At 59.2% G+C, this 26,607-nt stretch carries 20 protein-coding genes; 6 read left to right on the top strand and 14 right to left on the bottom strand.

Annotated features, from left to right (window positions below; translation table 11 throughout):
• Positions 1-124: 124 nt before the first annotated feature.
• Entirely contained in the window at positions 125-1,261 is a 1,137-nt protein-coding gene (locus CFII64_RS25175; protein ID WP_020293687.1) for an AGE family epimerase/isomerase, read from the top strand.
• A gap of 129 nt (positions 1,262-1,390) precedes the next feature.
• On the opposite strand, the gene CFII64_RS25170 is transcribed toward CFII64_RS25175, so the two are convergent.
• The 8 genes from CFII64_RS25170 to CFII64_RS25135 all read right to left on the bottom strand — a co-directional run bounded on the left by CFII64_RS25170 (position 1,391) and on the right by CFII64_RS25135 (position 11,344).
• Positions 1,391-2,155: an SDR family oxidoreductase gene (locus tag CFII64_RS25170; RefSeq protein ID WP_020293686.1), complete on the bottom strand. Its 765-nt coding sequence runs from the start codon at positions 2,153-2,155 to the stop codon at positions 1,391-1,393.
• 784 nt (positions 2,156-2,939) lie between these two features.
• Positions 2,940-3,656: an ABC transporter ATP-binding protein gene (locus tag CFII64_RS25165; RefSeq protein ID WP_020293685.1), complete on the bottom strand. Its 717-nt coding sequence runs from the start codon at positions 3,654-3,656 to the stop codon at positions 2,940-2,942.
• A complete protein-coding gene (locus CFII64_RS25160) occupies positions 3,653-4,528 on the bottom strand; it encodes an ABC transporter ATP-binding protein (RefSeq protein WP_020293684.1) in 876 nt (291 codons plus the stop codon). Before CFII64_RS25160 ends, CFII64_RS25165 begins: the two co-directional genes overlap by 4 nt.
• Entirely contained in the window at positions 4,525-5,841 is a 1,317-nt protein-coding gene (livM, locus tag CFII64_RS25155) for a high-affinity branched-chain amino acid ABC transporter permease LivM (RefSeq protein WP_020293683.1), read from the bottom strand. The genes CFII64_RS25160 and livM overlap by 4 nt, the downstream gene beginning before the upstream one ends.
• A gap of 2 nt (positions 5,842-5,843) precedes the next feature.
• Positions 5,844-6,758 (bottom strand): branched-chain amino acid ABC transporter permease, encoded by a 915-nt coding sequence (locus CFII64_RS25150; protein ID WP_020293682.1) that lies wholly within the window; start codon positions 6,756-6,758, stop codon positions 5,844-5,846.
• A 166-nt stretch (positions 6,759-6,924) separates the two neighbouring features.
• Positions 6,925-8,058, bottom strand: a complete 1,134-nt coding sequence (locus CFII64_RS25145) for a branched-chain amino acid ABC transporter substrate-binding protein (protein WP_020293681.1) — start codon at positions 8,056-8,058, stop codon at positions 6,925-6,927.
• A 358-nt stretch (positions 8,059-8,416) separates the two neighbouring features.
• Positions 8,417-9,700 (bottom strand): FAD-binding oxidoreductase, encoded by a 1,284-nt coding sequence (locus CFII64_RS25140; protein ID WP_044901680.1) that lies wholly within the window; start codon positions 9,698-9,700, stop codon positions 8,417-8,419.
• Between the two features lie 153 nt (positions 9,701-9,853).
• Positions 9,854-11,344 (bottom strand): aldehyde dehydrogenase family protein, encoded by a 1,491-nt coding sequence (locus CFII64_RS25135; RefSeq protein ID WP_020293679.1) that lies wholly within the window; start codon positions 11,342-11,344, stop codon positions 9,854-9,856.
• Between the two features lie 151 nt (positions 11,345-11,495).
• Here CFII64_RS25135 and CFII64_RS25130 point away from each other — a divergent pair, with 151 nt between their 5' ends.
• From CFII64_RS25130 to CFII64_RS25115, 4 genes are all read left to right on the top strand, one after another.
• A complete protein-coding gene (locus CFII64_RS25130; RefSeq protein WP_020293678.1) occupies positions 11,496-12,386 on the top strand; it encodes a LysR family transcriptional regulator in 891 nt (296 codons plus the stop codon).
• A gap of 249 nt (positions 12,387-12,635) precedes the next feature.
• A complete protein-coding gene (gene pncB / locus CFII64_RS25125; protein WP_020293677.1) occupies positions 12,636-13,835 on the top strand; it encodes a nicotinate phosphoribosyltransferase in 1,200 nt (399 codons plus the stop codon).
• Positions 13,836-13,882: 47 nt separating this feature from the next.
• The gene (gene nadE / locus CFII64_RS25120; protein WP_020293676.1) at positions 13,883-14,710 is read left to right on the top strand and encodes an ammonia-dependent NAD(+) synthetase; all 828 of its coding nucleotides are present in this window, start codon (positions 13,883-13,885) and stop codon (positions 14,708-14,710) included.
• Positions 14,711-14,918: 208 nt separating this feature from the next.
• Positions 14,919-15,944: a DUF1338 domain-containing protein gene (locus tag CFII64_RS25115; RefSeq protein WP_020293674.1), complete on the top strand. Its 1,026-nt coding sequence runs from the start codon at positions 14,919-14,921 to the stop codon at positions 15,942-15,944.
• A gap of 89 nt (positions 15,945-16,033) precedes the next feature.
• On the opposite strand, the gene azu is transcribed toward CFII64_RS25115, so the two are convergent.
• Positions 16,034-16,480, bottom strand: a complete 447-nt coding sequence (azu, locus tag CFII64_RS25110; protein WP_020293673.1) for an azurin — start codon at positions 16,478-16,480, stop codon at positions 16,034-16,036.
• A 417-nt stretch (positions 16,481-16,897) separates the two neighbouring features.
• Here azu and CFII64_RS25105 point away from each other — a divergent pair, with 417 nt between their 5' ends.
• Positions 16,898-17,107: a hypothetical protein gene (locus CFII64_RS25105; RefSeq protein WP_020293672.1), complete on the top strand. Its 210-nt coding sequence runs from the start codon at positions 16,898-16,900 to the stop codon at positions 17,105-17,107.
• A gap of 87 nt (positions 17,108-17,194) precedes the next feature.
• On the opposite strand, the gene CFII64_RS25100 is transcribed toward CFII64_RS25105, so the two are convergent.
• From CFII64_RS25100 to CFII64_RS29075, 5 genes are all read right to left on the bottom strand, one after another.
• Complete coding sequence (locus CFII64_RS25100) at positions 17,195-18,088, bottom strand: transglutaminase family protein (protein ID WP_020293671.1); 894 nt, start codon at positions 18,086-18,088, stop codon at positions 17,195-17,197.
• Positions 18,088-20,583 (bottom strand): circularly permuted type 2 ATP-grasp protein, encoded by a 2,496-nt coding sequence (locus CFII64_RS25095; RefSeq protein WP_020293670.1) that lies wholly within the window; start codon positions 20,581-20,583, stop codon positions 18,088-18,090. Before CFII64_RS25095 ends, CFII64_RS25100 begins: the two co-directional genes overlap by 1 nt.
• Positions 20,584-20,682: 99 nt before the next feature.
• The gene (locus CFII64_RS25090) at positions 20,683-23,973 is read right to left on the bottom strand and encodes a DUF2126 domain-containing protein (RefSeq protein WP_020293669.1); all 3,291 of its coding nucleotides are present in this window, start codon (positions 23,971-23,973) and stop codon (positions 20,683-20,685) included.
• Positions 23,974-24,443: 470 nt separating this feature from the next.
• Positions 24,444-24,887, bottom strand: a complete 444-nt coding sequence (locus CFII64_RS25085) for a hypothetical protein (protein ID WP_044901653.1) — start codon at positions 24,885-24,887, stop codon at positions 24,444-24,446.
• 124 nt (positions 24,888-25,011) lie between these two features.
• A complete protein-coding gene (locus tag CFII64_RS29075; protein ID WP_020293668.1) occupies positions 25,012-26,496 on the bottom strand; it encodes a hypothetical protein in 1,485 nt (494 codons plus the stop codon).
• Between the last annotated feature and the right edge of the window lie 111 nt (positions 26,497-26,607).

The raw sequence follows: 26,607 nt of genomic DNA, 5'->3' as shown, positions 1-26,607 counted from the left end.
GATATCCATCGTTTGAACTGATATCTTCCCGGCTAAAGCCGGTCCCACAAGATTGCTGCGCGACACATCAATTCGCGCTCCTGCTACCATGTCGCGCAATTCGCCCTTGCCGTGACGCCAGCCGATGCCCGATGTTTCCAGCTCCGCCTCCCACTCTGACTCGAACACGGTTTTCGCCGCCCTTGAGGAGCATTTCCTGCGCGTGATCGTGCCGCTCTGGCTGGGTCCGGGCTGGAATGCTGATCTGGCGTTGCCTTACGAAGCCGTGGATGCCGAGCATCGCCCGTTGCCGCCACAGCGCTACCGGGCCATGGCGTGTGCGCGACAGTTGTTCGTGTTTTCCAGCCTGATCGATCATCCGTCGGTGCCTGAAGCTGCGAGCCGCGCCGGGGCGTTGTTTCGCTCGCTGCAAAGTCACTTCCACGACGCCGAACATGGCGGCTGGTTCTACAGCATTGACCCGCAGGGCGCGCCGCTGGACCGTCGCAAGGATCTCTACACCCACGCCTTCATCATTTTTGCCTGCGCGCATTATTGGGCCAAGGTCCGCGAGCCACTGGTGGAATCCGTGTTCAATGCGGCGCTGACCGTCGTGGCCGAGCGTTTTGCCGATGGCACCGGGCTGTACGAAGCGATGCTGGGCGAAGACTGGTCCTCGCTGAACACCGGCCCGCTGCAAAATCCGCTCATGCACCTGGCGGAAGCCTTCCTCGCAACCCTCGCGGTGCGTGAAGACGCCGCCACCATCGGCGCGCTGGATGATCTGGTGCGCGGCATGCAAGAGCGCTTTGTGGATAACGCCCACGGGGTGATGCTGGAAAAACCGCTGGGCGCTGTGGATAACTGGTACGAGCCCGGTCATCAGTTCGAATGGTTCTTCCTGCTGGATTCTTCGTCACGCCTGCGGGGCAGTCCGCTGCACACATCGCTGACCCAGGCGTTCGCCCATGCCGAAGCGCAAGGCGTGGATTCGCAGACGGGCGCAGTAGTGGCGATGCTGGAAGTGGACGGCACGGTTCGCGACGGCACCCAGCGCATCTGGGCGCAAGCGGAATACCTGCGAGCGCTGGCGTTGCGGCCTGACAGTGAAGCGGCGTTAGGCCGTGAGTTGCGTGCGCTGCAAACGCGCTTTCTGCACGCCAGCGGCTGGAATGAGTGCCTGGACAACGCGGGTAAGGTCAGCCGCAGCGACATGCCGTCGACTACGCCGTATCACTTGGCGACCTGTTATATCGGGTTGGCGGAGTATTTTCGGGGCTGATTGAATCGGCCAATAGACCGTAGGAGCGGCGTCAGCCGCGAGAATGCTCTCCCGGCTAAAGCCGGTCCTACGGTAATTTCGGTGCTCTCCCGGCTAAAACCAGTCCTACGGTGACCTTGGCGTCAGGAGTCAGCCGCGATTGCGATCAATCGCAAACCCGGCCCAGGTCTGGCTTACCGGCATCAGCTCAAGGCTGTTGATGTTCACGTGCGCCGGGGTGTTCATGATCCAGAAGATCGTGTCGGCAATGTCCTGCGGTTGAATCGGCTCGGCGCCGGCATAAGTGGCGTCGTACTTGGTCTGGTCGCCCCCGAAACGCACCAGCGAGAACTCGCTCTCGCACAGGCCCGGCTCCAGATTGGTGACCCGCACGCCGGTGCCGATCAGGTCATTGCGCAGGTTCAGCGAGAATTGACCGACAAATGCCTTGGTGCCGCCGTAGACGTTGCCGCCCGGATACGGATAGTTGCCCGCAACCGAACCCAGGTTGACGATGCTTGCCCCGCGACCATGAGCGATCAGGCGCGGCAGCAGCAAGCGCGTGCTGTAGACCAGACCCTTGATGTTGGTGTCGATCATGGTGTCCCAATCGTCCAGATCGCATTTCGGCGCAGGATCGATGCCCAGCGCCAGACCGGCGTTGTTGATCAGACCAGTGATCTTGGCGAACTCGGCCGGCAGGCCTTCGATAGCGGCCTCCATGGCGGCACGATCACGCACGTCCAGCACCAGCGTGTGCACCTTGGTCTGTTTCGACAATTCAGCGCTCAGGGCGTTAAGGCGCTCTTCACGGCGACCGGTCAGGATCAGCGACCATCCGGCTTCGGCAAAACGGCGCGCACAGGCTTCGCCAAATCCGGAAGTAGCACCGGTAATGAACACAGTGGAAGTCATTTCGTTCTCCTGAAGTGGCACGAGGCAAGGCTGCCCCTTGGAAGCGTTAAATTGAACAAGGCCAGCAGAATGCCCGCCCAGACCGGTTACGGGCAAGTCTGTGGATAAAACATTCATCCAGTTGTACAAAAAACAACCAGCCAGAGCCGGGCCAGTCCGCGCATGGCCTGCACGCAGTTTTACCCACGTTATCCACAGCCAGACCCACAGTCTTTGGGAGTAAGTGCAAAACAGTCCAAGCGAGGCATGGCGCGGCCTGCAGAAAGAAAGGCGGGGGTTTTCCCCTTGACGTCACGCCCGGCATCTGTAAAGGCTGTGAAACAAGATCAACCGGGGAAATTCGCTGTGGCTGCTGCGAGCCAGACCAACCGGCACTTTGCCGACTATTTCCAACGCTTGCCCACAGACTTATCCACAGGCTGGACCGATATAGAAGCTGTATGAAAAACCAGTCTTTAAAACGTTGACAAACCCCGTCAACGGAAACGAAAAAACTGCTGATCAAAAATTGATCACATCGCTGCAGCCCTTATAAACAAAGGGCTTCAGCCAGCTACTCCCACGTTATTCACAGGCACCTCCACAGTAAACCTGAACAAGTCAAAAGCGTGACAAAACAACTATTTGCAGCGGCTTTATGTCGCGGTTTAGTGGCGCGTCAAAAATGTTTTCCACAATTGGCGGCAAGCACAAAAAGCCTCCTGAATCCTACGAATCGCAGCGTCAGCCCCTAAACAAAAAAGAGGCCGAAGCCTCTTTCTTTGTTCTCCCCGGTATCAGGCCATCAATGCCCGCCCAGATAAGCGTTCCTGACCTCTTCGTTGACCAGCAACTCCTTGCCGGTGCCGGTCAGGCGGATTTCGCCGTTGACCATCACGTAGGCCCGATCAGACAGCTTCAACGCGTGGTTGGCGTTCTGCTCGACGAGGAAGATGGTCATGCCGGTGGCCGCCAGCTCGCGCAGAGTCGAGAAGATCTGTTTGACGATGATCGGTGCCAGACCCAGGCTCGGCTCGTCGAGCAGCAGCAGTTTGGGCCGGCTCATCAGGGCGCGGGCGATGGCGAGCATTTGCTGCTCGCCGCCGGACATGGTCATGGCGCGCTGGTTGCGGCGCTCCTTGAGACGCGGAAACAACTCGAACATGCGCTGCATGTCTTCAGCCGAGTGTTTGTCGCCAATCGGGATGGTGCCCATCATCAGGTTTTCTTCCACCGACATGTCGGGGAATACCCGCCGGCCTTCCGGCGACTGCGCAATGCCGTTGGACGCGATGTAGTGCGACGACTTGTGGGTGATGTCGGTGCCCTGATAGATGATCTGCCCGCTGGCCGCGCGGGGCTGGCCGAAGATCGACATCAACAGCGTGGACTTGCCCGCGCCGTTGGAGCCGATCAGGCTCACGGTTTCGCCTTCATTGATGTGCAGCGAGACTTTTTTCAGGGCCTGGATCGGCCCGTAATACACATCGATCTCTTTCAATTCGAGGATCGGCTTACTCATACCAACTCCTCTTCATCAGCGCCCAGGTACGCGGCGATCACTTTCGGATCGTTGCGGATCTGTTCCGGCCCACCGGCGGCAATCACGTTGCCGTGGTCGAGCACCACAATATCGTCGGAAATACCCATGACCATGCCCATGTCGTGCTCGATCAGCACGATGGTCATGTCGTGTTCGTCGCGCAGCAAGCGGATCATGCCGCTCAAGGCTTCGGTTTCCTGCGGATTGAGGCCCGCTGCCGGTTCGTCCAGGCAGATCACCTGCGGCCGCGTGCACATGGCCCGGGCGATTTCCAGACGGCGTTGCTGGCCGTAGGACAATTCACCGGCAAGACGGTTGGCGCAGTCCACCAGATCGACGACTTCCAGCCAGTAGAACGCGGTGTTGATCGCGTCTTCTTCGGCCTGGCGATAGCCCTTGGTGTTGAGGATGCCGGCCAGCATGCTGCGGTTGACCCACATGTGCTGGGCGACCAACAGGTTTTCCAGCACCGACATTTCCTTGAACAGGCGAATGTTCTGGAAGGTTCGCGCCAGCCCGGCGCGATTCACCAGGTGGGTGCCGCCGAACATTTTGTAATACACGCGGCTGAGGAAGCTTTTCGGCGAGACAAAGTCCGTGACCTGGAAGGGTTCGCCCAGCAGCTTGATGACGTTGGTCGATGTTCCGCGCGTATGCAGCTCGATGCGCCCACCGGTGGCTTTGTAGAACCCGGTCAGGCAGTTGAATACCGTGGTCTTGCCCGCGCCGTTGGGGCCGATCAGGGCGAAGATCGAGTTCTTGCGGACCTTGATGCTGACGTCGCTGAGCGCCTTGATACCGCCGAAGTGCATCATCAGGTGTTCGACAGAGAGAATGATTTCGCTGCTCATGGCGTAACTCCCTGTTTCGCAGTGGCATTGGGATCAACCAGCACACCCTTGCGCGGGCGCACGCCGGTCCGGCTGATGCGGATCAGGCCACGTGGGCGCCAGATCATCATTAACACCATGAGGATCCCGAACAGCAGAACGCGGTATTCGGCAAAGCTGCGCAGCAACTCGGGAGCGACCGTCAAGACAAAGGCGGCGATGACCACGCCAACCGTCGAGCCCATGCCGCCGAGTACCACGATGGCGAGGATCAAGGCCGACTCGAAGAACGTAAACGAAGTCGGGTTGATGAAGCCCTGATAGCTGGCAAAAAACACCCCGGCCAGACCCGCAGTGGATGCACCGATGGTGAATGCCGAAAGCTTGACCAATACGTGATTCAGACCCATGGCGCGGCAGGCGATCTCATCTTCGCGCAGGGCTTCCCAGGCGCGACCGACCGGCATGCGCGTCAGGCGATGTTTGATATACAGCACCGCTAGCACGACCAGGAACAGCACCGCATAGATAAAGATGAATTTCAGGTCCGGGTTGTAATCGAAGCCGAAGAATTCATGAATCGGCACCCCGCCTTCTTTGGCACGGCGACCGAACTCCAGACCGAAGAAAGTCGGCGAAGGCACCGGCACGCCATTGGGTCCGCCGGTGAACGACAGCCAGTTGTTCAACACCAGACGAATGATCTCGCCGAAACCCAGGGTCACGATGGCCAGATAGTCACCGTGCATGCGCAACACCGGAAAGCCGAGGATACATCCGGCCAACGCCGCCGCAATCGCCGCCAAAGGCAATGCCGACCAGAAACCCAGGCCCAGGTATTGGTAACCCAAGGCCAGCCCATAAGCGCCAATCGCATAGAACGCCACGTAGCCCAGGTCGAGCAGGCCCGCCAGGCCGACCACGATGTTCAGGCCAAGGCCCAGCAACACATAGATCAAGCCGAGAATGACCACGGTCAGCACGTATTTGTCCGCAAATACCGGGAACACGATGGCAATGACCACCATCGCCGGAATGATGTAGCGCAGACGCGACTTGTAGTCCGGTGCCAACACATGCACGCCGGAGCTGGAGCTTTCGAAGCTCTGCGCAATGATCACGCCTTTCGGGGTCTGCATGAACAGGCTCAGCAGCAGACGACCGACCATTACTACGCCGACCAGGACAGCCACGCGCGTCGGTTGCAGATTGAAGCCGTAACCGTCGAGCACCACGCCCACAATCGGGCCGAAAACGATGAGAGCCAGCAGTCCGGCAATGACTGCGTCGATCAGGCTTTGTTTGATATCGATGGGTTTTGTAGGAGCAGACATAGTTATACCTTCGCCACGAGAGGGCGACCCAACAGGCCTTGAGGACGGAAAATCAGAATCACCACCAGCAGGCCGAAACTGAACACGTCTTTGTAGTCGGAATTGATCAGACCGGAGAACTGCGACTCGGCAACCCCCAGGATCAACCCGCCGAGCATCGCCCCTGGCAGTGAGCCAATACCGCCCAACACCGCAGCGGTAAACGCCTTGATGCCGATGATAAAGCCGGCATAGAAGTCAAACGTGCCGTAGTTCATGGTGATCAGCACGCCAGCCAGTGCCGCCATGGCCGCACCGATGATGAACACGTAGGAAATCACCCGGTCGGTGTTGATGCCCAGGATCGATGCCATCTTGCGATCCTGTTGGGTCGCGCGGCACATCCGGCCCAGCTTGGTGTACTTGATGATGTAGGTCAGCACGCCCATGCCAACGAATGCGGCAATCAGGATGAAGATCTTGGTGTAGGTGATCTGCACGAAGCCGCTGCCAATCTCAAAACGCCACGCGCCTTCAAGCAGCGTCGGCACGCCTTGCTGGCGCGGCCCCTGGGCGATTTGCGCATAGTTCTGCAGGATCAGGGAAATACCAATCGCACTGATCAGCGGTGCCAGCCGGGTCGAGTTGCGCAGTGGTTTGTACGCCACCCGCTCAATGACAAAGCCGTACACGCCCGTCACCACAATGGTGAAGATCAGCGTACCCAGAATAAGGAACGGGAAGGACTCAACCCCGAAGAAAGACAAGACTGCCAGGCCGATGGCGGCCAGGTAAGCGGAGATCATGTAAACGTCGCCGTGGGCGAAGTTGATCATGCCGATGATGCCGTAAACCATCGTATAACCGATGGCGATCAGACCGTAAACCGACCCGAGGGTCAGGCCGTTGATCATTTGCTGCAGGAAAATACCATCCATCACGCACGCTCACGAATCTTGAAAGGCCATTTGAATTCGGCCCGAATACCCCCTCGTGAGGTGCACCGGGCCGACATCATGAGGCAACAGAAGAACTCAAGGGGGCGCCAACCCCACGCCCCATTACATAGACGAACCGGCGTCCTGAAACGCCAGTACGGCTATCTCACTTCTGCTTTTCGAGCTGATGGTATTTACCGTTTTTGTCCCACTGGTAAACCACGTAGTCGGAAACCTTCAGGTCGCCTTTGGCATCCCAGGTTTTCTCGCCCATGACGGTTTTCACAGGATTGGCTTTGAGCCATTTGCTGGCATCTTCGCCTTTGTTGGATTTGGCGCCATTGAAGCCAGCCGCCAAAGCCTGAACCGAAGCGTAGGCGTACAGCGTGTAACCTTCAGGCTCGTAACCGGTTTTGCGGAACTGATCAACAACGGCCTTGCTGTCAGGCAGCATGCGCGGGTCGGCGCCGAAGGTCATGTAAACGCCGTCAACGTACTGTGCACCCCCAGCGGTGGTCACCAGTTCGTCGGTCACGATACCGTCATCGGACATGAACTTGACGTCTTTGAGGCCTTGTTCACGCATCTGACGAACCAGAGGACCGGCTTCAGGGTGCAGGCCGCCGAAGTAAACGACGTCAGCGCCAACGGAACGGATTTTGGTCACCAGGGCGCTGAAGTCTTTCTCGCCGCGGGTCAGGCCTTCTTCCAGCACCGGCTTGACGCCACGTTTGGTCAGCTGCTTGGCGGTAGCGTCGGCCAGGCCTTTACCGTAGGTGTCCTTGTCGTTGATGACCGCGATTTTCTTGCCTTTCAGAACATCGACAATGTAATCGCCGGCGACGATGCCTTGCTGGTCATCACGACCACACATGCGGAACATGGCATTCAGGCCGCGCTCGGTGACAGTCGGGTTGGTGGAGCCAGGGGTAATCGCGATGATGCCCGCTTCGTCATACACTTCCGAAGCTGGAATGGTCGAAGATGAGCAGAAGTGACCGACAACGCCAGCTACTTTGTCCGAGGCCGCCTTGTTGGCGACGGCAACGGCTTGTTTCGGTTCGCAAGCATCGTCATACGCCGTCAACGCGATTTTCTCGCCGTTGACCCCGCCCGCAGCGTTAATGGCGTCAGCAGCCGCTTGAGCGCCTTTCATGTATTGCTCGCCAAACGACGCGTTGGCGCCGGTCATCGGGCCAGCAACGCCGATCTTGATATCAGCCTGAGCAAACGAAGACACGCCCAATGCAGTAGCAACTGCGATTGCCAGAAAGCCTTTCCTGTAAAACGTCTGCGACATGAGTGGTGCTCCTGAAGTTTTTTTTGATTAGCACTGCGACTACAGAGATTGCTCTGAGCAAGTGGCGTGCCATTCATTTTTTATTCTGCAAAAACTCATGGATTTGTTGAAAGTGGTTCGTTTAGAGCCTTCCTTGCAGGGCGTGCAACCGTCTAGAACGCAGCAGGTGCAACCCCTCCACAAAAAAAGAGCAACCCAAGCAAACAAAACTAGCAACCCGTCCAATAAGCCACGTACAACCTTGCTGTAACAGCTTGCGTCACCGAAGTGCACACCGTAGGTGCGCTCGCGCTACGAGACGCACCATTTGAGGTTAGTGGATGAGGAGCAAAGCGCCTGATAAAGCAGCGGTTTTTGGTCAGATCACGATGCGCAGGCACTGGCCGGCGTGATAAAGGGAGAATCCCGCTTCATATAAAGCGCTGCGCAGCCCGACGCCAGCCAACGGCGCCATGGGCGTAAACGGGATTGGCAGCACGTTTGTGTCGTCTGTGCACAGGTAATCGGCAAAAGCCTTGCCCACCACTGTGCCCGTGGTGTTTCCGCGCCCGTTGTAACCTGTTACTGCGACCAGACCTGGGGCAGGTTCGAACATGCGTAACAGATGATCGGGCGTAAACGAGATGCAACCGGTCCAGGTGCATTCCCATTCCACATTTTTCAGGTACGGGTAATAGTGCTGCTGCACACGATCCGCCCACGCCTTCAGGAACCAGCCCGGCTTTTGATTGCCATTGCCCAGGCTGCCCAGCAACAGGCGACCGTCGGCATCGCGACGAATGCTGCTCAGCACCTGGCGCGTGTCCCACGAACCCTGACCAAACGGCAGCACTTGCTGCGCCGCCTCGTCGCTCATCGGCGTTGACGCCACCTGATAGTAATAACCGGGGAAAAAACTGCGCCGCAGTTCGGTCCATTGGCCTTCGGTGTAGGCGTTGGAGGCGATCACCACCTTCTCGGCCAGCACCGCGCCATGCTCGGTGACAACGCACCATTTAGCGCCCTGGCGTTCGAGACGGGTAACGGGCGAATGATCGAACAACTGCCCACCCAAACGACCCACCGCCGACGCCAGCCCGCTGGTGTACGCCATCGGATTGAACGTACCGGCGCGCCGATCCAGCAACGCAGCAGTGATTTTCGTGGTGCCGGTGGCTTCTTCGCAGGCCTTGCCGGTCAACAGTTCGACCGGAGCGCCGCGCCGCTGCCATTGCTGCTCGCGACTGCGCAGATCGGCCACACCCTTGGCGTTATGCGCCATGTGCAGCGTGCCTTCACGACGCAGCTGGCAATCAATGCCGTATTTGTCGATCAGGCTGAACACCAGCGCGGGCGCTGCGCCGAGCATCTGGTTCAACTGGCTGCCAATCGCCTTGCCGAAACCGGCTTCGATATCATCCGGAGGAATCCACAGCCCGGCGTTTACCAACCCTACGTTGCGCCCCGAACCACCATGGCCAGTGCGATGGGCTTCCAGCACGGCCACCCGTTTACCTTGTTCGAGCAAGTGAACCGCTGCCGACAAACCGGTGATGCCTGCGCCAATGACGCACACATCGACCGTCAACTCCCCCCGCAACGCCTGGGCTTCAGGGCGTTGGGGCGTCAGCGTTTCCCACAGACATTCTTCGCGTAGCGGCATCGCAAAACCCCGGAAAACCATGATTCAGATCTCGGAAAATACGTCGCCTCATCCGACGCCTACGCGGGCAGCCTCGCTCCAACGGATATAGCTGTTGGAGCGAGGCTTGCCCGCGAATCAGTCGACGCGGTACGTCAGGCATACCGCATCACATCAATCGAAGGTAATCCCCTGCGCCAACGGCAACTCCAGCGAGTAGTTCACGGTCGCGGTCTGGCGACGCATGTAGGCGCGCCACGAATCGGAGCCGGATTCACGGCCGCCACCGGTTTCTTTCTCGCCGCCGAATGCGCCGCCGATTTCTGCGCCGCTCGGCCCGATGTTGACGTTGGCGATACCGCAGTCGCTGCCCAGCGCGGACATGAACTGCTCGGCTTCACGCACGTCAGTGGTGAAAATGCACGACGACAGGCCTTGCGGTACCGCGTTGTTCAGGCGCAGCGCCTCGTTGAAATCTTCGTAGCCAACGACATACAGGATCGGCGCGAAGGTTTCGGTGCAGACCACATCGCTCTGCTCAGGCATTTCCACGATGGACGGGGAAACGTAATAAGCATTGGGGAATTTATCTTCCAGCTGACGCTTGCCGCCGAAGACCTTGCCGCCTTCGCTCAACGCCTGTTCCAGCGCGTCCTGCATGTTTTCGAAGCTCTGCTTGTCGATCAGCGGGCCGATCAGATTGCCTTCCAGCGGGTGACCGATGCGGATTTTCTCGTAAGCGGTTTTCAGACGCGCAACGATCTCGGCCTTGACCGATTCGTGAGCAATCAGCCGCCGCAGGCTGGTGCAGCGCTGGCCGGCAGTACCGACAGCGCTGAACAGAATGGCGCGCACGGCCAGATCCAGGTCAGCGCTCGGGCTGAGGATCATCGCGTTGTTGCCGCCCAGTTCAAGAATGCTGCGGGCAAAACGTGCGGCGACTTTCGGCGCGACTTCACGGCCCATGCGGGTGCTGCCGGTGGCGCTGATCAGGGCCACGCGCGGATCATCGACCAGCGCTTCGCCAGCCGCGCGGCCGCCGATGATCACCTGAGCCAGATATTTCGGAGCATCGGCGAATTCGCTGGCCACTTTGTCGAACAGCGCCTGGCAGGCCAGACCGGTCAACGGAGTTTTTTCCGAAGGTTTCCACAGCACCGAATTACCGCAGACCAGCGCCAGCGTGGTGTTCCAGGCCCAGACCGCAACCGGGAAATTGAACGCGCTGATCACGCCGACGACGCCCAGCGGGTGCCAGGTTTCACGCATGTGGTGGCCTGGACGCTCGGAGGCGATGGTCAAACCGTACAACTGGCGGGACAGACCGACCGCGAAATCGCAGATATCGATCATTTCCTGAACTTCACCCAAGCCTTCCTGAGTGATCTTGCCGGCTTCCCAGGAAACCAGCTCGCCCAGATCAGCCTTGTGCTTGCGCAACGCTTCGCCGAACAAACGGATCAGTTCGCCACGGCGCGGTGCCGGTACTTTGCGCCAGGCCTCGAAAGCCACGTCGGCACGGCTGATTTGTTGTTCGACTTCCGCGGCACCTTCCCAATTCACAGCGCCGATGCGGCTGCCGTCGATGGGGGTGTGAACAGGCTTGTCGCCCTTCTGATAAAGCGCGGGGTCGACACCGAGACGGGTTAGCAAGTCGGTAAGCATGTTCTCTCCTGATTTCGGGAATGCTGAAAATACGGGTAAATCCTCAGCCTCTAGTAATAGCTGGGTAAACGCGCCTCAACAAACGACCATTAGGCGAGATATCATTCCGTTTATTCATGCTGAGCACCGGAACAGGCAAAAAGGCCCGAACATGCTGAACAAACGCCACTTACCGTCGATTACTGCCCTGCAATGCTTCGAAGCTGTCACGCGCCACTTGAGCTTCACCCGCGCCGCCGAAGAGATGAACCTCACGCAAAGTGCGGTCAGCAAGCAAGTGGCGCAGCTGGAAGAACTGGTGCAACACTTGCTGTTTCGCCGGGTCCGCCGCCGCTTGCAACTGACTCCGGCCGGCGCGCTGTATCTGGGGGAAGTGCGCAAGATCCTCAGTCAGGTGGAGATGTCCACGCTGTTCCTGCGCTCTTATGGCGGCGAAACCGAAGTATTGCGCGTGTCGACGCCCTCGACGTTCGGCGCCCGCTGGCTGGTGCCACGCCTCAAAGGCTGGCGGCTGCGGCACCCGCACATCCATCTGGACCTGGTCAACGAGCAGGAAACCGATGATCTGGCGCAGAGCCGCTGCGACCTGGCGTTCTATTTCGGCCAGGGCGCGCGCCCCGGCGCGGAAAGCATCAAGTTGTTCGGCGAAGAACTGATCCCGGTCTGCGCGCCGGACTGCCTGCCGGATCAGCCGTTCAGCGACCCGACGCAACTCACCGACCTGGTGCTGCTGCAAAGCGCTTCGCGCCCGCAAGGCTGGCACGACTGGTTCGAAAGCCAGGGTTATCACACCGAACACAGCTATCACGGGCCGCGCTTCGAAACCTTCTATATGTGCATCCGCGCGGCACAAGTCGGCTGCGGCGTGGCACTGCTGCCGCGCTTTCTGGTGGAAGAAGAACTGGCCGACGGCAAACTGGTCATCCCTTGGCAACACGCCCTGCCGAGCACCGATGCCTATTACATGGCCTACCCCGAACACGCCGCCGAAGTGCCGAAAATCCGGGATTTTGTTGAATGGATGGTGGAGCAGTCGAGGTGAATGAACGCGACCGGCAGGAGGGGACTTGTCCCCGAAAGCGGTGGGTTGGTGTGCGGGAATATCCGGACACTGATGCCGCCCGAAAGACCGCTTCGGGGACAAGTCCCCTCCTACACGTGCAGGTGCCTGCGAACCAAAGAAAACTGCCCCTCGTCAGCCTCGGCTGGCATTATGTCCGCCATCGTCAAACAACACTGATTCAGATTCGTTTTGGCCGCGTGTGGCGGCCGGTCCTGCTGGAGCGACCCAATGAGCGAGAGCGCATTCTCCAATCGCATCGTGCAAAACTTGCTCGACACCGATCTGTACAAGCTTTCCATGATGCAGGCGGTCCTGCATAACTACCCCAACGTCGACGTCGAGTGGGAGTTTCGCTGCCGCAACGGCGAGGACCTGCGGCCTTATCTCGGCGAGATCCAGCATCAGGTCGAGCGTCTCTGTGAGTTGTCCCTGGGCGCCGAAGAATTGGGTTTTCTGGAGCGCATCAACTTCATGAAGCCGGATTTCCTGAGGTTTCTCGGTCTGTTCCGCTTCAATACCCGCTATATCAAATGCAGCATCGAAGACGATCAGCTGTGTATTCGCCTGCAAGGGCCGTGGCTGCACGTGATTCTGTTCGAAGTGCCAGTGCTGGCGATTGTCAGCGAAGTGCGCAATCGTCATCGCCATCCGCAGATTCTGCTCAGTCAGGCCACGGATCAACTGCACCGCAAATTCGACTGGCTGACCGCCAACGCGCAGCCCGATGAGTTGGCCGCACTGAAAGTGGCCGACTTCGGCACGCGTCGACGCTTTTCCTATCGTGTCCAGGAAGAAGTGGTCAGCGTGCTCAAGCGCGATTTTCCTGGCCAGTTCGTTGGCACCAGCAACGTGGAGCTGGCCCGCAAGCTGGACCTCAAGCCGTTGGGCACCATGGCCCATGAATGGATCATGGCCCATCAACAACTGGGGCCACGGCTGATCGACAGCCAGATTGCCGCCCTCGATTGCTGGGTTCATGAATACCGAGGCTTGCTGGGCATCGCCCTGACCGACTGCATCACCACCGACGCTTTCCTGCAGGATTTCGATCTGTATTTCGCCAAGCTGTTCGATGGCTTGCGCCATGATTCGGGCGACCCGGTGAAGTGGGCCGAAAAATGCATCTCGCATTACCAGAAGATCGGCATTGATCCGATGACCAAGACACTGGTGTTCTCGGACGGACTGACTTTACCCAAGGCGCTGGAAATATTTCGCGCTTTACGTGGTCGCATCAATGTCAGCTTCGGGATTGGCACCAACCTGACTGCCGACATCCCCGGCGTCGAGCCCATGAGCATCGTGCTGAAAATGACCGCCTGCGCGGGTCAGCCAGTGGCAAAGATTTCCGATGAGCCCGGCAAGACGCAGTGCAAGGATCCGAATTTCGTCGCCTACCTGCGACACGTGTTCAAAGTGCCCGCTTAAATCAGTCGCACACGAATCGCCGTCTTCAACTTACCAAGGAGTGAATCATGCAAGGCGTACAACTCCAGATTGCCGAACAATTGAAGGTCCAACCTCCATTCGCCGACGAAAGCGCACTGCAGGCGGAAGTCGCCCGGCGCATCGTGTTCATTCAGGATTGCCTGCAAAACGCGCGACTCAAGACCCTGGTGTTGGGCATCAGCGGCGGGGTCGATTCCCTCACCGCCGGTTTGCTCGCCCAGCGCGCAGTCGAAGAGCTGCGCAGCAGTACCGGCGACGACAGCTATCGGTTCATCGCGGTGCGCCTGCCTTATCTGGTGCAGCACGACGAGCACGAAGCCCAGGCTTCCGTGGATTTCATCAAGCCGGATGAGCGGCACACCGTGAATATCGGCCCGGCGGTCAAGGCGTTGGCGACCGAAGTCAAAGCGTTCGAAGGCCAGCATGCCAGCGCCGTGGACTTCGTGGTGGGTAATACCAAGGCGCGCATGCGCATGGTCGCTCAATACACCATCGCCGGCGCGCATCAGGGCCTGGTGATCGGCACCGATCATGCGGCCGAAGCGGTGATGGGTTTCTTCACCAAGTTTGGCGACGGCGCGTGTGATCTGGCACCGCTCAGCGGCCTGGTCAAAAATCAGGTGCGGGCGATTGCCCGTCACTTTGGTGCGCCGGAATCCCTGGTCGAGAAAATTCCGACTGCCGACCTCGAAGACCTGGTACCCGGCAAACCGGATGAAGCGTCCCACGGCGTGACCTACGCCGAGATCGACGCCTTCCTGCACGGCGAGCCGGTGCGCGAAGAAGCGTTCAAGATCATTTGTGATACGTACCGCAAAACCCAGCACAAGCGGGAGCTGCCGTACGCGCCGTGAAGTGCCCGCGGTAATCCGTAGGAGGGGACTTGTCCCCGAAGGCAATCGGCCAGAACGCCTTCGGGGACGAGTCCCCTCCTACCAGATCGCGCGTACAGCGCTTCTCCAGCAATAGAAAACGGAATGACCCCGGCGTTTTTTTTCGCTTGTCGGGTTCGGGCATTGGGGCTTAGATAGCGGCCTAACTTTCACCGTCAGAGCCGCCCCCATGTCCTCGTTCGAAGGTCTCTTCTCGCTCGTCGCTCGCACTGTTGGCCAACCCGCCGCCGATTGGCTTGAACGCCACGTTGAAGTCCCCCAAGGTCTGCACGCCTTTGCCTGGCATGAAGCGGCGCTGCATCGCGCCTGGCTGGCCGAAGCGCTGAATCTGTGCCTGCTGCACAAGCTGGTGGAAGCGGTGCCGGCCGGTCGCCAATATGTGGACGAGCAAGTCGAGCAAGGCCGCAAAGTGGTGTTCGATCACGGCGCCATTCGTACCGTGGACTGGCCGGAAAACGGCGAATTGCCTCGCGGCCGCCAAGCCTTCGCGCGCTTGCTGGAGCCGCTGGGCTTCACCGATGTGCGCACTTATCCGCTGACCAAACTCAACATGACCGGCTGGGCCTATCGCCAGCAAGACCTGCCGGAAGACATCGCGCAATTCTTCGTCTCCGAACTGCACCCCGGCCGCTTCAGCGAAACCTTCCAGAGCGCCGTGACCCGCGTGATCAGCTCCAGTCGCGACCCGCTGCAAGCCCAACACCTGAGCATCCTCCAGCGCCTGCGCCTGACCCGCCATTGCAGTCTGCAGGAAGCTGGCGAACTGTTACCGGCGCTGTATCAGGCGTTCGACCGCCAACACGGCGTCGTACAGCACTCCGACTACCAGCAATTGCTCAGCGAAAGCGCGGAAATGGCCTGGATTGCCACCGAGGGCAACAGCTTCAATCACTTGACCGATCGCGTGGTGGACCTGGAGGCGGTGGTTGCTGAACAACACCGCATCGATCGCCCGATGAAAGCCACTATCGAAGTCTCGACGTCCGGGCGCGTGATGCAGACCGCTTACCGCGCGTGCACGGTCAAACGCGGCCTGATCGATGCCGATGGCCGCTTGCAGGAGCACCAGGTGCCGGGATCATTCGTGGAATTCATTCAGCGCAAGACCGACCCGGATACGGGCCGCATCGACCTGAATTTCGACAGCAGCAATGCCCAGGGCATCTTCAAGATGACTGAGTCGAAACAACTCTAGACTGGAATGAATTCGCCCTCCCGGCTGAAGCCGTTCCTACAGATCGCAAAAAACCCGGCAATTGCCGGGTTTTTTCGTTCCGAACGCGGTTACTTAAGCGTCACAGAACCTTTCATCATGCTGATGTGGCCTGGGAACGAGCAGAAAAACTGGTACTTTTCAGCCGCGTCCAGCTTGGAGACGTCGAAGGTCACCGAGTCTTTCTCGCCAGCGCCAATCACTTTGGTATGCGCGATCACGCGAGCGTCGCCTTCCTTCAGATAGTTCTTGTCGATGCCAGCGCTCAGGCCGTCGGTGGCGATTGGCTGTGCGTCAGCGTCTTTGCTCAACACCCAGTTATGACCCATGACGGCTTTCGGCAAGCTGCCGGAGTGTTCGAGGTTGACGGTGAAGGTCTTGCAGCTTTTGTCGATTTCGATGGCTTTGGTGTTGAAGGACATCTGGTCGGTAGAGTCGACGGTAACGCTGCATTCGGCCGCCAATAGATGGCCACTAACCAGGGTCAACAGCGAGGCAGCAACAAGCTTGCGAATCATGGTGAATCTCCAAGGCAGGGTGTTCTGTTTATTTCTGTAAAGATTGCCTTATATAACACCAAGTTCCAATGATCTGCGTCAGGCGAGACTCATGTCCAGACGCCACCTATCGGCCTGATGGAGACAATCTAACAGTCAGGCTCTTAAAAACGAGCGAGCATGGCCCATCGTTACTTTTGCAGGAGCAAATCGCCATGCTACTTTCGAGTCTGTTTTATAGTGTCTTCGCCGCTTATGCGTGTGGCGCCAGTGGCGGCTGCATTGCGCACTCCCCTGCCGAGCTGCTTTGAACAGCAAAAAACACGATTTGTGGCCCCGCTGGCGGCGCACTTTGGACCGCCGGATGCACAACGCCGTGTGCCGGCTGCCGTTCTCAGGCAGAATGGCGGCATTTCCCGCCTAAACAGAGGATCGCCCATGGCTAAACCTAACTATTCCTTCGCCAAACGTCAGAGAGATCTGGCAAAAGAGCAGAAGAAAGAGGAAAAGCTGCAGAAGAAGAACGCTGCTCTGGCCGAAACTGGCGCTGAAGGCGAAACCGTTGAAGGCCAGGAGCCTGCCGACGAAGCGCCGGAGTCCGAGCAGACCGTTGCTGAAAACACTGCTGACGACAAGCCTGCCAACTGATCACCACCGGCATGTTCATTCGAACACGCCAGGCCTTAGTCTGCCGCCAACGCGGCAGACCCAGGCGCCCCACTTCCCCGCCTGACCTCAACCGCTGATTGGCATTACCGTCACCCGCACTTCCGGGTCATGGACGCCGCCGCCCAGAATGACCCCGCGCAACGGCGACACATCGGAAAAATCTCTCCCCCACGCCAGACTGATGTGCTCCAACGCCGGCTGCACGTTGTTGGTCGGATCGAAGTCGACCCAGCCCAGCACCGGACAAAACACTGACACCCACGCGTGGGACGCATCCGCGCCGATCAAGCGTGGCTGGCCCGGCGGCGGCTGGGTCAGCAAGTAACCACTCACGTAGCGCGCCGACAATCCTCGTGAACGCAGGCACGCGAGCATCAAGTGGGCGAAGTCCTGACAGACGCCGCGACGGCTTTCCAGCACTTCCACCAGCGGCGTCGCAACTTGAGTGGCTTCGTCGTCGAAAGTGAATTCGCGGAAGATTTTCTCCATCAAGGCCTGTACGCACAGCATCAACGGCGCGCCCAGCGGGAAACACACGGCGGAGAAATCCGCGAACGACTGCTTGAGGTGCACGTAAGGCGATTCGAAGCGATAACGACAGGCTTCGAGAATGTCCGCCGACATCGGCTTGGCGTTGTAGGTCATGCCGTTGCGGGTCAGGTCCCAGGCGGGCGACTGATGGAAATCCAGATGCGGCCGTTGCAGCACTTCCACGCGCAAACGTGCGTTGACTTGCAACTCATCGTGGGGCCGCTCGAACGCCAGGCGGGTCAGCGGATTGCCGAACACATCGAGTTCGTCGCGACGCACCGTAGGAATCGGGCTGATCAGCAATTGCTGTTCAGTGCAGCGCTGCCACGGGCTGCGGCGCGGCCACAGATGCGCAAGCTGCTGAGCCAGGGAAACCGGGCTGTCGTACTTGTAATGCGTATCGTGGAGGATCTGGTAATGGGCGCTCATCAGACGGACACCGTGCGCTGGCTGACATCATCGACATGGGCGAAATGGCGCAGGGCCAGTCGATCCGACACTTGCCCGCTGGCCTCGCCGATGCTTAACAGCAGATCGGCCAGCCCTTCGAGTACCGCTTGCACGCTGCTTTCGCCGAACAATGGATTCTCCAGCGTGCCCAGATCGAAACTCGACAGACGCCGCACCAAGGTGCCAAGGCTCGCATCCCGTGGCGCGCCGAAGTCTTCGTTCAAGCGATTCAATGAGCGCGAGACCAGCTTGAGCTGGAACAACACGGCGTGGGGGTTCTGGTCGTCGAGCAGCAGCAGGTCAAGCACCGGAATCAACTGCGGCACGGCCAGATAGCGCGAGCGGTACGTGATGCTGCTGTTGCCCAGCTCCAGCAACCACTCCAGCCCGGCCTGATCGGAGACCGCGACACCGCGCAGGAACGCCGCCAGGCTGTTGCTGAGAAACTTCAAGCGTTCGATACGCCGGCCCATCATCAGGAAGCGCCAGCCTTCGTCACGGGTCATGTCATCCAGCGCAAAGCCGGACAACGCCGCCAGGGACATCACCAGACGGTTGAGGAAATCCAGCAGCTCGCCTAAATCCGGCTCCTCGCTTTCCAGGCTCATGGCTTCGCGTTGCAGCTCCACCAGCGCCTGCCAGTTTTCCCGGGAAAGCTTGCCACGCACTTGCGAAGCGGCCCACTGCAAGCGTTGCAGGTTGGAACGCAGGCTGAATGGCCAGTCGTCGCCCAGCAAGGCAGCCAGCAAGCGTTCGTGCAGCTCGCCGCCCTCTTCTTCGTCGGGCAGCAGGCCAAGGCTTTCGCCCAGCGCCACAGCAGCCTCAAGGGCCACCGGATCGTCGCCGTCGACGTAGCGCGCGAGAATAATGCGCAGCAATCGCGCGCTGTCGTCACAACGCTCGCAATAGCGACCGAACCAGAACAGGTTTTCCACCACCCGCGACGGCAGATAAGGATCGCGACGAATCAGGTCATGCACGCCAAGGGTGCGCTGGCTCTTCCAGGGCTCGCCGCCGTTGGAGCGGTCGCCCAGCACCCACGTGTCCTTGCTCGCGCCACCCCGTTGCATCGACACCACATCGGCGTCGGCCTCGGCCGCGACACGGGTCAGGCCACCCGGCAACACGCGATAACCCTCGGCGCTGGCCACGGCGTAGACGCGCATGCCGATAGCGCGCGGTTGCAGGTGTTCGCCGTCCGGCTGCCAGATCGGCGCGTGGGACAACTGGGCCAATTCCTGAGCCACGTAAGCGTAAGGACGCGCCTGCATACGCAGCGCCAACGCCGCGCGCTGTTCTTCGGTCAGATCGCGACCGAATACCGGCGCGAAGCTTTGTGAAGGAAACGCCGGTTTGATCAACAGCTCGGGCATTTTTTCCAGCGCCTGAGCCAGCACCGGCGGTTCGCCGCACCACCAGGTCGCCACTGAAGGCAAAATCAGTTCTTCGCCAAACAGGTGCTGACAGATCTTCGGCAGAAAACCCAACAGCCCTGGCGATTCCAGCACGCCGCTGCCCAGCGCGTTGGCCACCAAGACCCGGCCCTGACGAACCGCTTCGAGCAAGCCGGGCACGCCCAGCGCCGAATCGGTGCGCAACTCCAGTGGATCGCAGAAGTCATCGTCCAGGCGGCGCATGATCGCGTGGACCCGCCGCAAACCACTCAGGGTTTTCAGATAAACCGTGGCATCGCGCACCGTGAGGTCGCCGCCTTCGACCAGCGGATAACCCAGCTGGCGCGCCAGATACAAATGCTCGAAATAGCTTTCGTTGAAACGGCCAGGCGTCAGCACCACGACCAGCGGCGCTTCGCTGCTGGACGGCGCCTGCCGGGCAAGGGTGTCCTGCAAGGCGCGGAAGAATCCCGACAGGTGCTGAACCTGCAAGTCGCGGTAGGTTTCCGGGAACGCCCTGGAAACGATCTGGCGGTTTTCCAGCGCATAACCGGCACCCGACGGCGCCTGGGTCCGGTCGGCGGTCACCCACCAGCGGCCATCCGGCGTACGCGCCAGGTCCACGGCGTACATATGCAGAAAGATGCCTTCCGGCGGCTGTACGCCCTGGCAGGGCCAGAGAAAATTGTTATGGCCGAACACCAGCTCGGCAGGCAGCAGGCCGTTGGCGATCAGGGTTTGCGGGCCGTAAAGATCAGCCAGCACCGCATTAAGCAGTCGCGCTCGCTGGGCGATGCCGGCGGCGACGTGTTGCCATTCATCAGCGGGGATCAGATGCGGCAGCAGGTCCAGCTCCCACGGCCGGTCAGCGCCCTTGGGATCGGCGTAGACGTTGTAGGTGACGCCGTTTTCCTGGATTTGCCGAGCCAGCAGCGCCTGACGCTGAACCAGTTGCGCCGGAGTGCTGCGTTGCAGATGCTCATATAAACGCTGCCAATGCGGGCGAACAGCCCCGTCGGGCTCAAGCATTTCATGATAAGTACCCGCAGAAAGCGGGTAGCGGTCAAGCAAATCAGGCATGGAAGGCTCGGCAGAGACTAAAGAATTCAGATTAGTGCAGGCACGCAACATGCCGACGACCAAGTCATCGGCAGGTTACCGCGCGGGCATTAACACTTTTTAGTGCAGACGCATATCCAGCGTCATGGGCAACTCGTCATTGATGGTCAGCAGCGGCACTTCCAGTTTGCCGGGGGTGTGGCCGATCCTGAAGAATCGCGCCAGGCGCCGGCTTTCCGCTTCGTTGGCGTTGACCGGCAAAGTTTCGTAGTTGCGACCACCAGGATGCGCGACATGATACTCGCAGCCGCCCAGTGAGCGCTGCATCCATGTATCAACCAGGTCAAAAACCAGCGGCGCGTGGACTGGAATGGTCGGTTGCAGGCAATTGGCCGGTTGCCAGGCGCGATAACGCACGCCGGCGACGAACTCACCGACGCGACCGGTTGGCTGCAACGGCACCGGAATGCCATTGCAGGTCAGCAGGTAACGCTGTGGTGGCAGGCCATTGATTTTCACCTGCAAGCGCTCAAGGGACGAATCCACATAACGCACCGCGCCACCCGCCGCACCTTCTTCACCCAGCACATGCCAAGGCTCCAGCGCCTGACGCAGCTCCAGCTCGATGCCGCTCACCGCGTAATCACCGACTTTCGGGAAACGGAACTCCAGATGCGCGGCGAACCATTCAGCGCGCAGCGGATAACCCGCACTGTTGAGCTCGACAATGACGTCGGCAAAATCCTGCTCGATAAAGTGCGGCAGCATGAAGCGGTCATGCAGCTGCGTGCCCCAGCGCGCCAGCTTGGCCGGTGCATAAGGCTCACGCCAGAACCGCGCAACCAGGGCGCGCAACAGCAATTGCTGAGCCAGGCTCATGCGCGCATGGGGCGGCATTTCGAAGGCGCGCAGTTCCAGCAATCCCAGGCGGCCGGTTGCGCCATCGGGGGAATACAGTTTGTCGACGCAGAATTCGGCGCGGTGCGTGTTGCCAGTAACGTCGATCAGCAGGTTACGCAGCAGGCGATCCACCAGCCACGGCGCGACTTCTTCGCCCGGTTTCGGCATCTGCGCGAATGCGATTTCCATCTCGTACAGCGAATCGTTGCGCGCTTCGTCGACCCGTGGCGCCTGAGACGTCGGGCCAATGAACAACCCGGAAAACAGGTAAGACAGCGAAGGGTGGTTATGCCAGTAGCTGAGCAGGCTGCGCAGCACATCCGGGCGCCGCAGGAATGGCGAGTCGGCTGGTGTGGCGCCGCCCATGACGAAGTGGTTGCCGCCACCGGTGCCGGTGTGACGTCCGTCGATCATGAATTTCTCGGTGGTCAGGCGCGTCAGACGCGCTTGCTCGTAGAGAAACTCGGTGCGCTCGACCAGCTCATCCCAAGTGGCGGACGGCTGCACGTTGACTTCGATGACGCCCGGATCTGGTGTAATCCGGAAATTGGCCAGACGCGGATCGCTCGGCGGCTCGTAGCCTTCAAGTAAAACCGGGCAACGCAGTTCCTCGGCGCTCGCTTCGACCGCAGCGACCAGCTCCAGATAATCCTCAAGCGCCTCAAGCGGCGGCATGAACACGTACAGCCGTCCGTCCCGCGCTTCGGCGCACAGCGCGGTGCGGGTCAGCCAATCGGCAGACTCGTCAATCTTCGGCATGCGTTCGGCGTTAGCGTCCGGCTGCTCGATCAAGCCGCTCAGTTGCGACTGAATCTGCGCGCTGCCCGGCAACTCAAGAAAATCCTGGTTGTGGTCAGTGGGATGGATAAACGGATATTCCGCCGCCTTGACCCAAGGTTGGGACGCCAGCGGCAACCGATAACCCAGCGCGGAATCACCCGGCACCAGCCGACAATGGTTGTCGCGCAGGTACCAGCGACCGCTCTGCCAGCGATCCCCGGCAGCATTGCGCGCCAACGGCAGCACCTGGCCAATGATTTTGTCCAGGCCCTGAGCGAAGACTTTGCGCAGGCGCGCACGCTCCAGCTCATCGCCGAGCCGCGAATCCTCGGCACTGACGTTGACCGGCAGCGCGCCTTCACGCCACAGGTAATAGAAATTGTCTTCGTAGGCCGGGAACACGAAGCGTGCCGGCAGCTTCAGGCGTTCGGCGACGCTGGCGAGAAACCGGCCAGCCAGCTCGCCGGTCGCGCCGTAATCCTGATTTTCATCGGCGATCAAGGCGTTGTTGTGCCAGACCGGCTGACCGTCCTTGCGCCAGAAGCAGTTCAGCGACCAGCGCGGCAATTGCTCGCCCGGATACCATTTGCCCTGACCAAAATGCACGATGCCCAGCGGCGCGTAATGTTTGCGCATGCGCTGGAACAGCTCGGCGGACAGTTCACGCTTTTTCGGACCCAACGCTGCGGTGTTCCATTCATCACCGTCGCGGTCATCGATGGACACGAACGTCGGCTCGCCGCCCATGGTCAGGCGCACGTCATCGCGGACCAGATCGCTGTCGATCTGCCGCCCGAGGGCTTGAATCGCCAGCCATTGCTCTTCGCTATAGGGCTTGGTGACGCGCGGCGCTTCCCAGATGCGCTCCACGGACATTTCGTGCATGAATTCGGTTTCGCACGGTTCGACCAGGCCGCTGATCGGCGCAGCGGACGAAGGCTCCGGGCTGCAGGCCAACGGAATATGGCCTTCACCGGCAAACAGCCCGGACGTGGCATCGAGCCCGACCCAACCGGCGCCGGGCAAATACACCTCGCACCAGGCGTGCAGGTCGGTGAAATCCACATCGGTGCCGGACGGCCCGTCGAGGGCTTCGACGTCGGCCTTGAGCTGGATCAGGTAACCCGAGACAAAACGCGCCGCCATGCCCAGATGACGCAGCAATTGCACCAGCAACCACGCCGAGTCGCGGCAGGAGCCGGACGCGTTTTCAAGGGTGAACTCCGGAGTTTGCACGCCGGGTTCCATGCGAATCAGGTAATCGATGTCCTGGCTCAGGCGCTGGTTCAGGCCCACCAGAAAGTCGATGGCGGGCAACGGCGTGCGGTCGATACTCGCCAGATACGCGGCAAACCTCGGCGTCAGCGGCAGCGTTTCCAGATAGGGCGCGAGTTCGCGCTGCTCGTCGCTGGCGTAGAAGAACGGGATCTTCTCGGCGTAAGGCTCCAGGAAAAAGTCGAACGGATTGAACACCGCCATTTCGGCGACCAGATCAACCTCGACCCGCAACTCGCGGGTCTTCTCCGGGAACACCAGACGCGCCAGATAGTTGCCTTGAGGGTCTTGCTGCCAGTTGATGAAGTGGTTTTCAGGCAAGACTTTCAGGGAATAGGACAAAACCCGGGTGCGACTGTGAGCGGCCGGACGCAGGCGAACAATCTGCGGCCCCAGTTCCACCGCTCGGTCGTAGCGGTAATGCGTGACGTGGTGCAAGGCAATATGAATCGACACGGCGTGCCTCCTGCGAGCCTGGACGGTAATGCAACCGCGCAAGACTTATGCCATCCGGGCAAATACGGCGGTTGCGCGAGACAACGGCAGACCAAAGCACCATTAAAGCGCTCCCCCTGCCCTGCGGTGCAAGCGTTGCACAGAAAAAGAGCGGGCGGAGTGAATTTTTCAAGTGTGGCAGACCGGAAGCGACCCGTAGGCGCGAATTCATTCGCGAGAAATTTGCCAGGCGCCGCAGATCTGACGTCTGTCCAGGCGCACTCCCGGATAAATCCGGTCCTACGCAGACTGTGTGAAAACGTCACGAGCGAAGGCAAGACAAGGCAAAAACAGGCGGAAAAGCGGAGTCTAGGTGTTCTAAATGAGCATTTTTCGCCTGTTTTTAACGCAGTATTGCCGAGCGCAGTAGTTTTCACACAGTCTGTACGGATCCGGTGGGAGCGAAAATCTCATACAGCTTACGCCGCCTGTTAATAACTGTAGTGAATGACAATTGAGTCTTTACCTGCGGGAGCACCCTGGTTTTTTCCGCCTTTGACCATATGTCGAAACGTGAATCTCGCATCTCTGTCAAAACTATATTGATTGAAATCGTCCATATCACCCGAAGAGTTCGGTGAAATCTTACGACAATCATCATAACCAGACCCAGCAGGTTTGGTGTAGCAAAGCTGAACTGTTTCATTCAGATTGTCAGGATAATAGGTCGTCCTCCAACTGACGCCCTTGAGCTTCTTCGGAGCAAAACGATGTGAGCCTGGAAAGTCAAAACTCATTAATGGAAACTGCCCCAAACCAGTACCTGCTTTGGCAACTACAATTCGAGTCGGCGCTGCGGACTTAGTAATGATGTTATCGGCAGCAAAGCTATTAGCGGATAGAAGAGCAATAGTGATTGCTAGTGTTTTTTTCATGGGTCATTCCTTATTTTTGTGGTTGATGACCCGCAGCTTAATCAAGCGTTTGAGCGGTACGACATACATATGTATGCCTGATAAAAACTCTTGAGCCCTTACCGACAAAGAATGAATGCCCGCCCTACATTTTTCCAAGCCGCTCCCACAGGCTGACAAGCCGGCCCGATAATCCGGGATTGCGCTCATTGCCGAACCATTGTCGTAGTATCTCCACTCCGCTTTTGGCTCGCACTAGTTCAAGGTGTGGGCGAACCGCCGCTCCGGTAAATTCTTCCAACGTATAACCAAGGGCTCGCCCCTTTTCGGTGAGGCGCCTCACTCCATTTTCAGTGATGAAATCCGGGTCGGGTCGTTGAATTCTTACCGTACTCGACGTTGTCATTACGTAATTATTATTTTTCCATACATAAGTAGAAAACTGATTGTCCAGAGAAGTAGCCGTATGGGCCTCAGCGGAAAACCTTGTCACGACATGCTCCAGAAAATCGAAATCTACCCAACTACCCAGTGCGTGCCCCGGATCCAGCATGTATCTCATGAACCCTTGGTCGAGTCGAGTACTGGCTATTGCTGAGCCTTGCAGCATTCGGGATGCGGTGGCAGAGTCCTTTTCAGTAAAATCGACGCTCAATTGCCAACCTTGACTGTTATATTGATGGCCACTATTGAACGTCCCCACAATACGGCCATTATCACACTGCCTGTAGTCGCCAAGATCCCCAGCGAGGGTATCAACGTAAGTCATATCAACGTTTTTATCCCGAACATAGGCATATATATCAGAAAGCAGTTGCCTATCCTGTTTCGTGAGGTACTCCAGGCTGCTACGACCGACATTCTTGAACAACATACCTTCCGCGCCGTCCATGACTGGCGACTCACGCCCGCCGTACAAGCGATCCAGCATTATCTGGCGGCCACGGGCATCGGCCGCTGGCTCATGCGTGTTGGACAACCTGGAAAACCCCGTTTCAGGAAGCAGTCCTCGGACAATCTCCATCGGGCTGGCCGCGCGAAGTTGCGTGATTGGCGCATCGCTTGAATCAAGGTCGATTTTGCTCAAGAGATCATCCGCATAACCGGTCGGATACTGAGCCTGCTCGATAACCGGGAGCGACTTGAAGTGAGCAAGCGCCTCGCCGAGGAGTCCGGTCATTTTGCCCGTCGAGCTGTACTCGTCCAACGCCCGCGTCGCCGCACTCTGGCGCCAGAGCTGTTCCTGTCTGGCGGTTTCCTGCCAGGCTGACACGCGCTCTTCAACAGTGAACTCCCCGTGCTCGGCATAGGTAATCAGCGCCAGTTGATCCCGAGGCATCCCCTCAAACGCGCCACTGTCTGGGCCGCCGACGCGACCCGATAGCTCGGTTAAAACCTGCGACGCTTTCTGGCCAAGGGATTGTGGGTCGAGCGCTGCATCCCTTATCTGCGCCTGCGTCGCCGACGCACCGAGCTGGCGGGCCAGCAGTGAAACAGAGCTGTCGGAAGGGGTTTGACTGGCCGGTTGTTTTTCAGCATTCGCGGATGCCGGGGCCTGAGGATTAATCCCCGCACTGGTGGCAACCGGCTGAGTTCTCACTGGATTGTTATGGCTGTTGATGATGACCACGGCGACTCTCCCTGACTTGGGCTGCTGGCAGCACTCGCGCTTTCAATGAAGAAAACGAGCGTAGGGATTCATCGCCTTGCTGGATGCTGGAAGAGTGCAGACGTCGTGTAT

It is taken from the genome of Pseudomonas sp. CFII64 (assembly GCF_000416235.1).
Classification (GTDB): domain Bacteria; phylum Pseudomonadota; class Gammaproteobacteria; order Pseudomonadales; family Pseudomonadaceae; genus Aquipseudomonas.
This window is presented reverse-complemented; position numbering and strand designations above follow the sequence as displayed.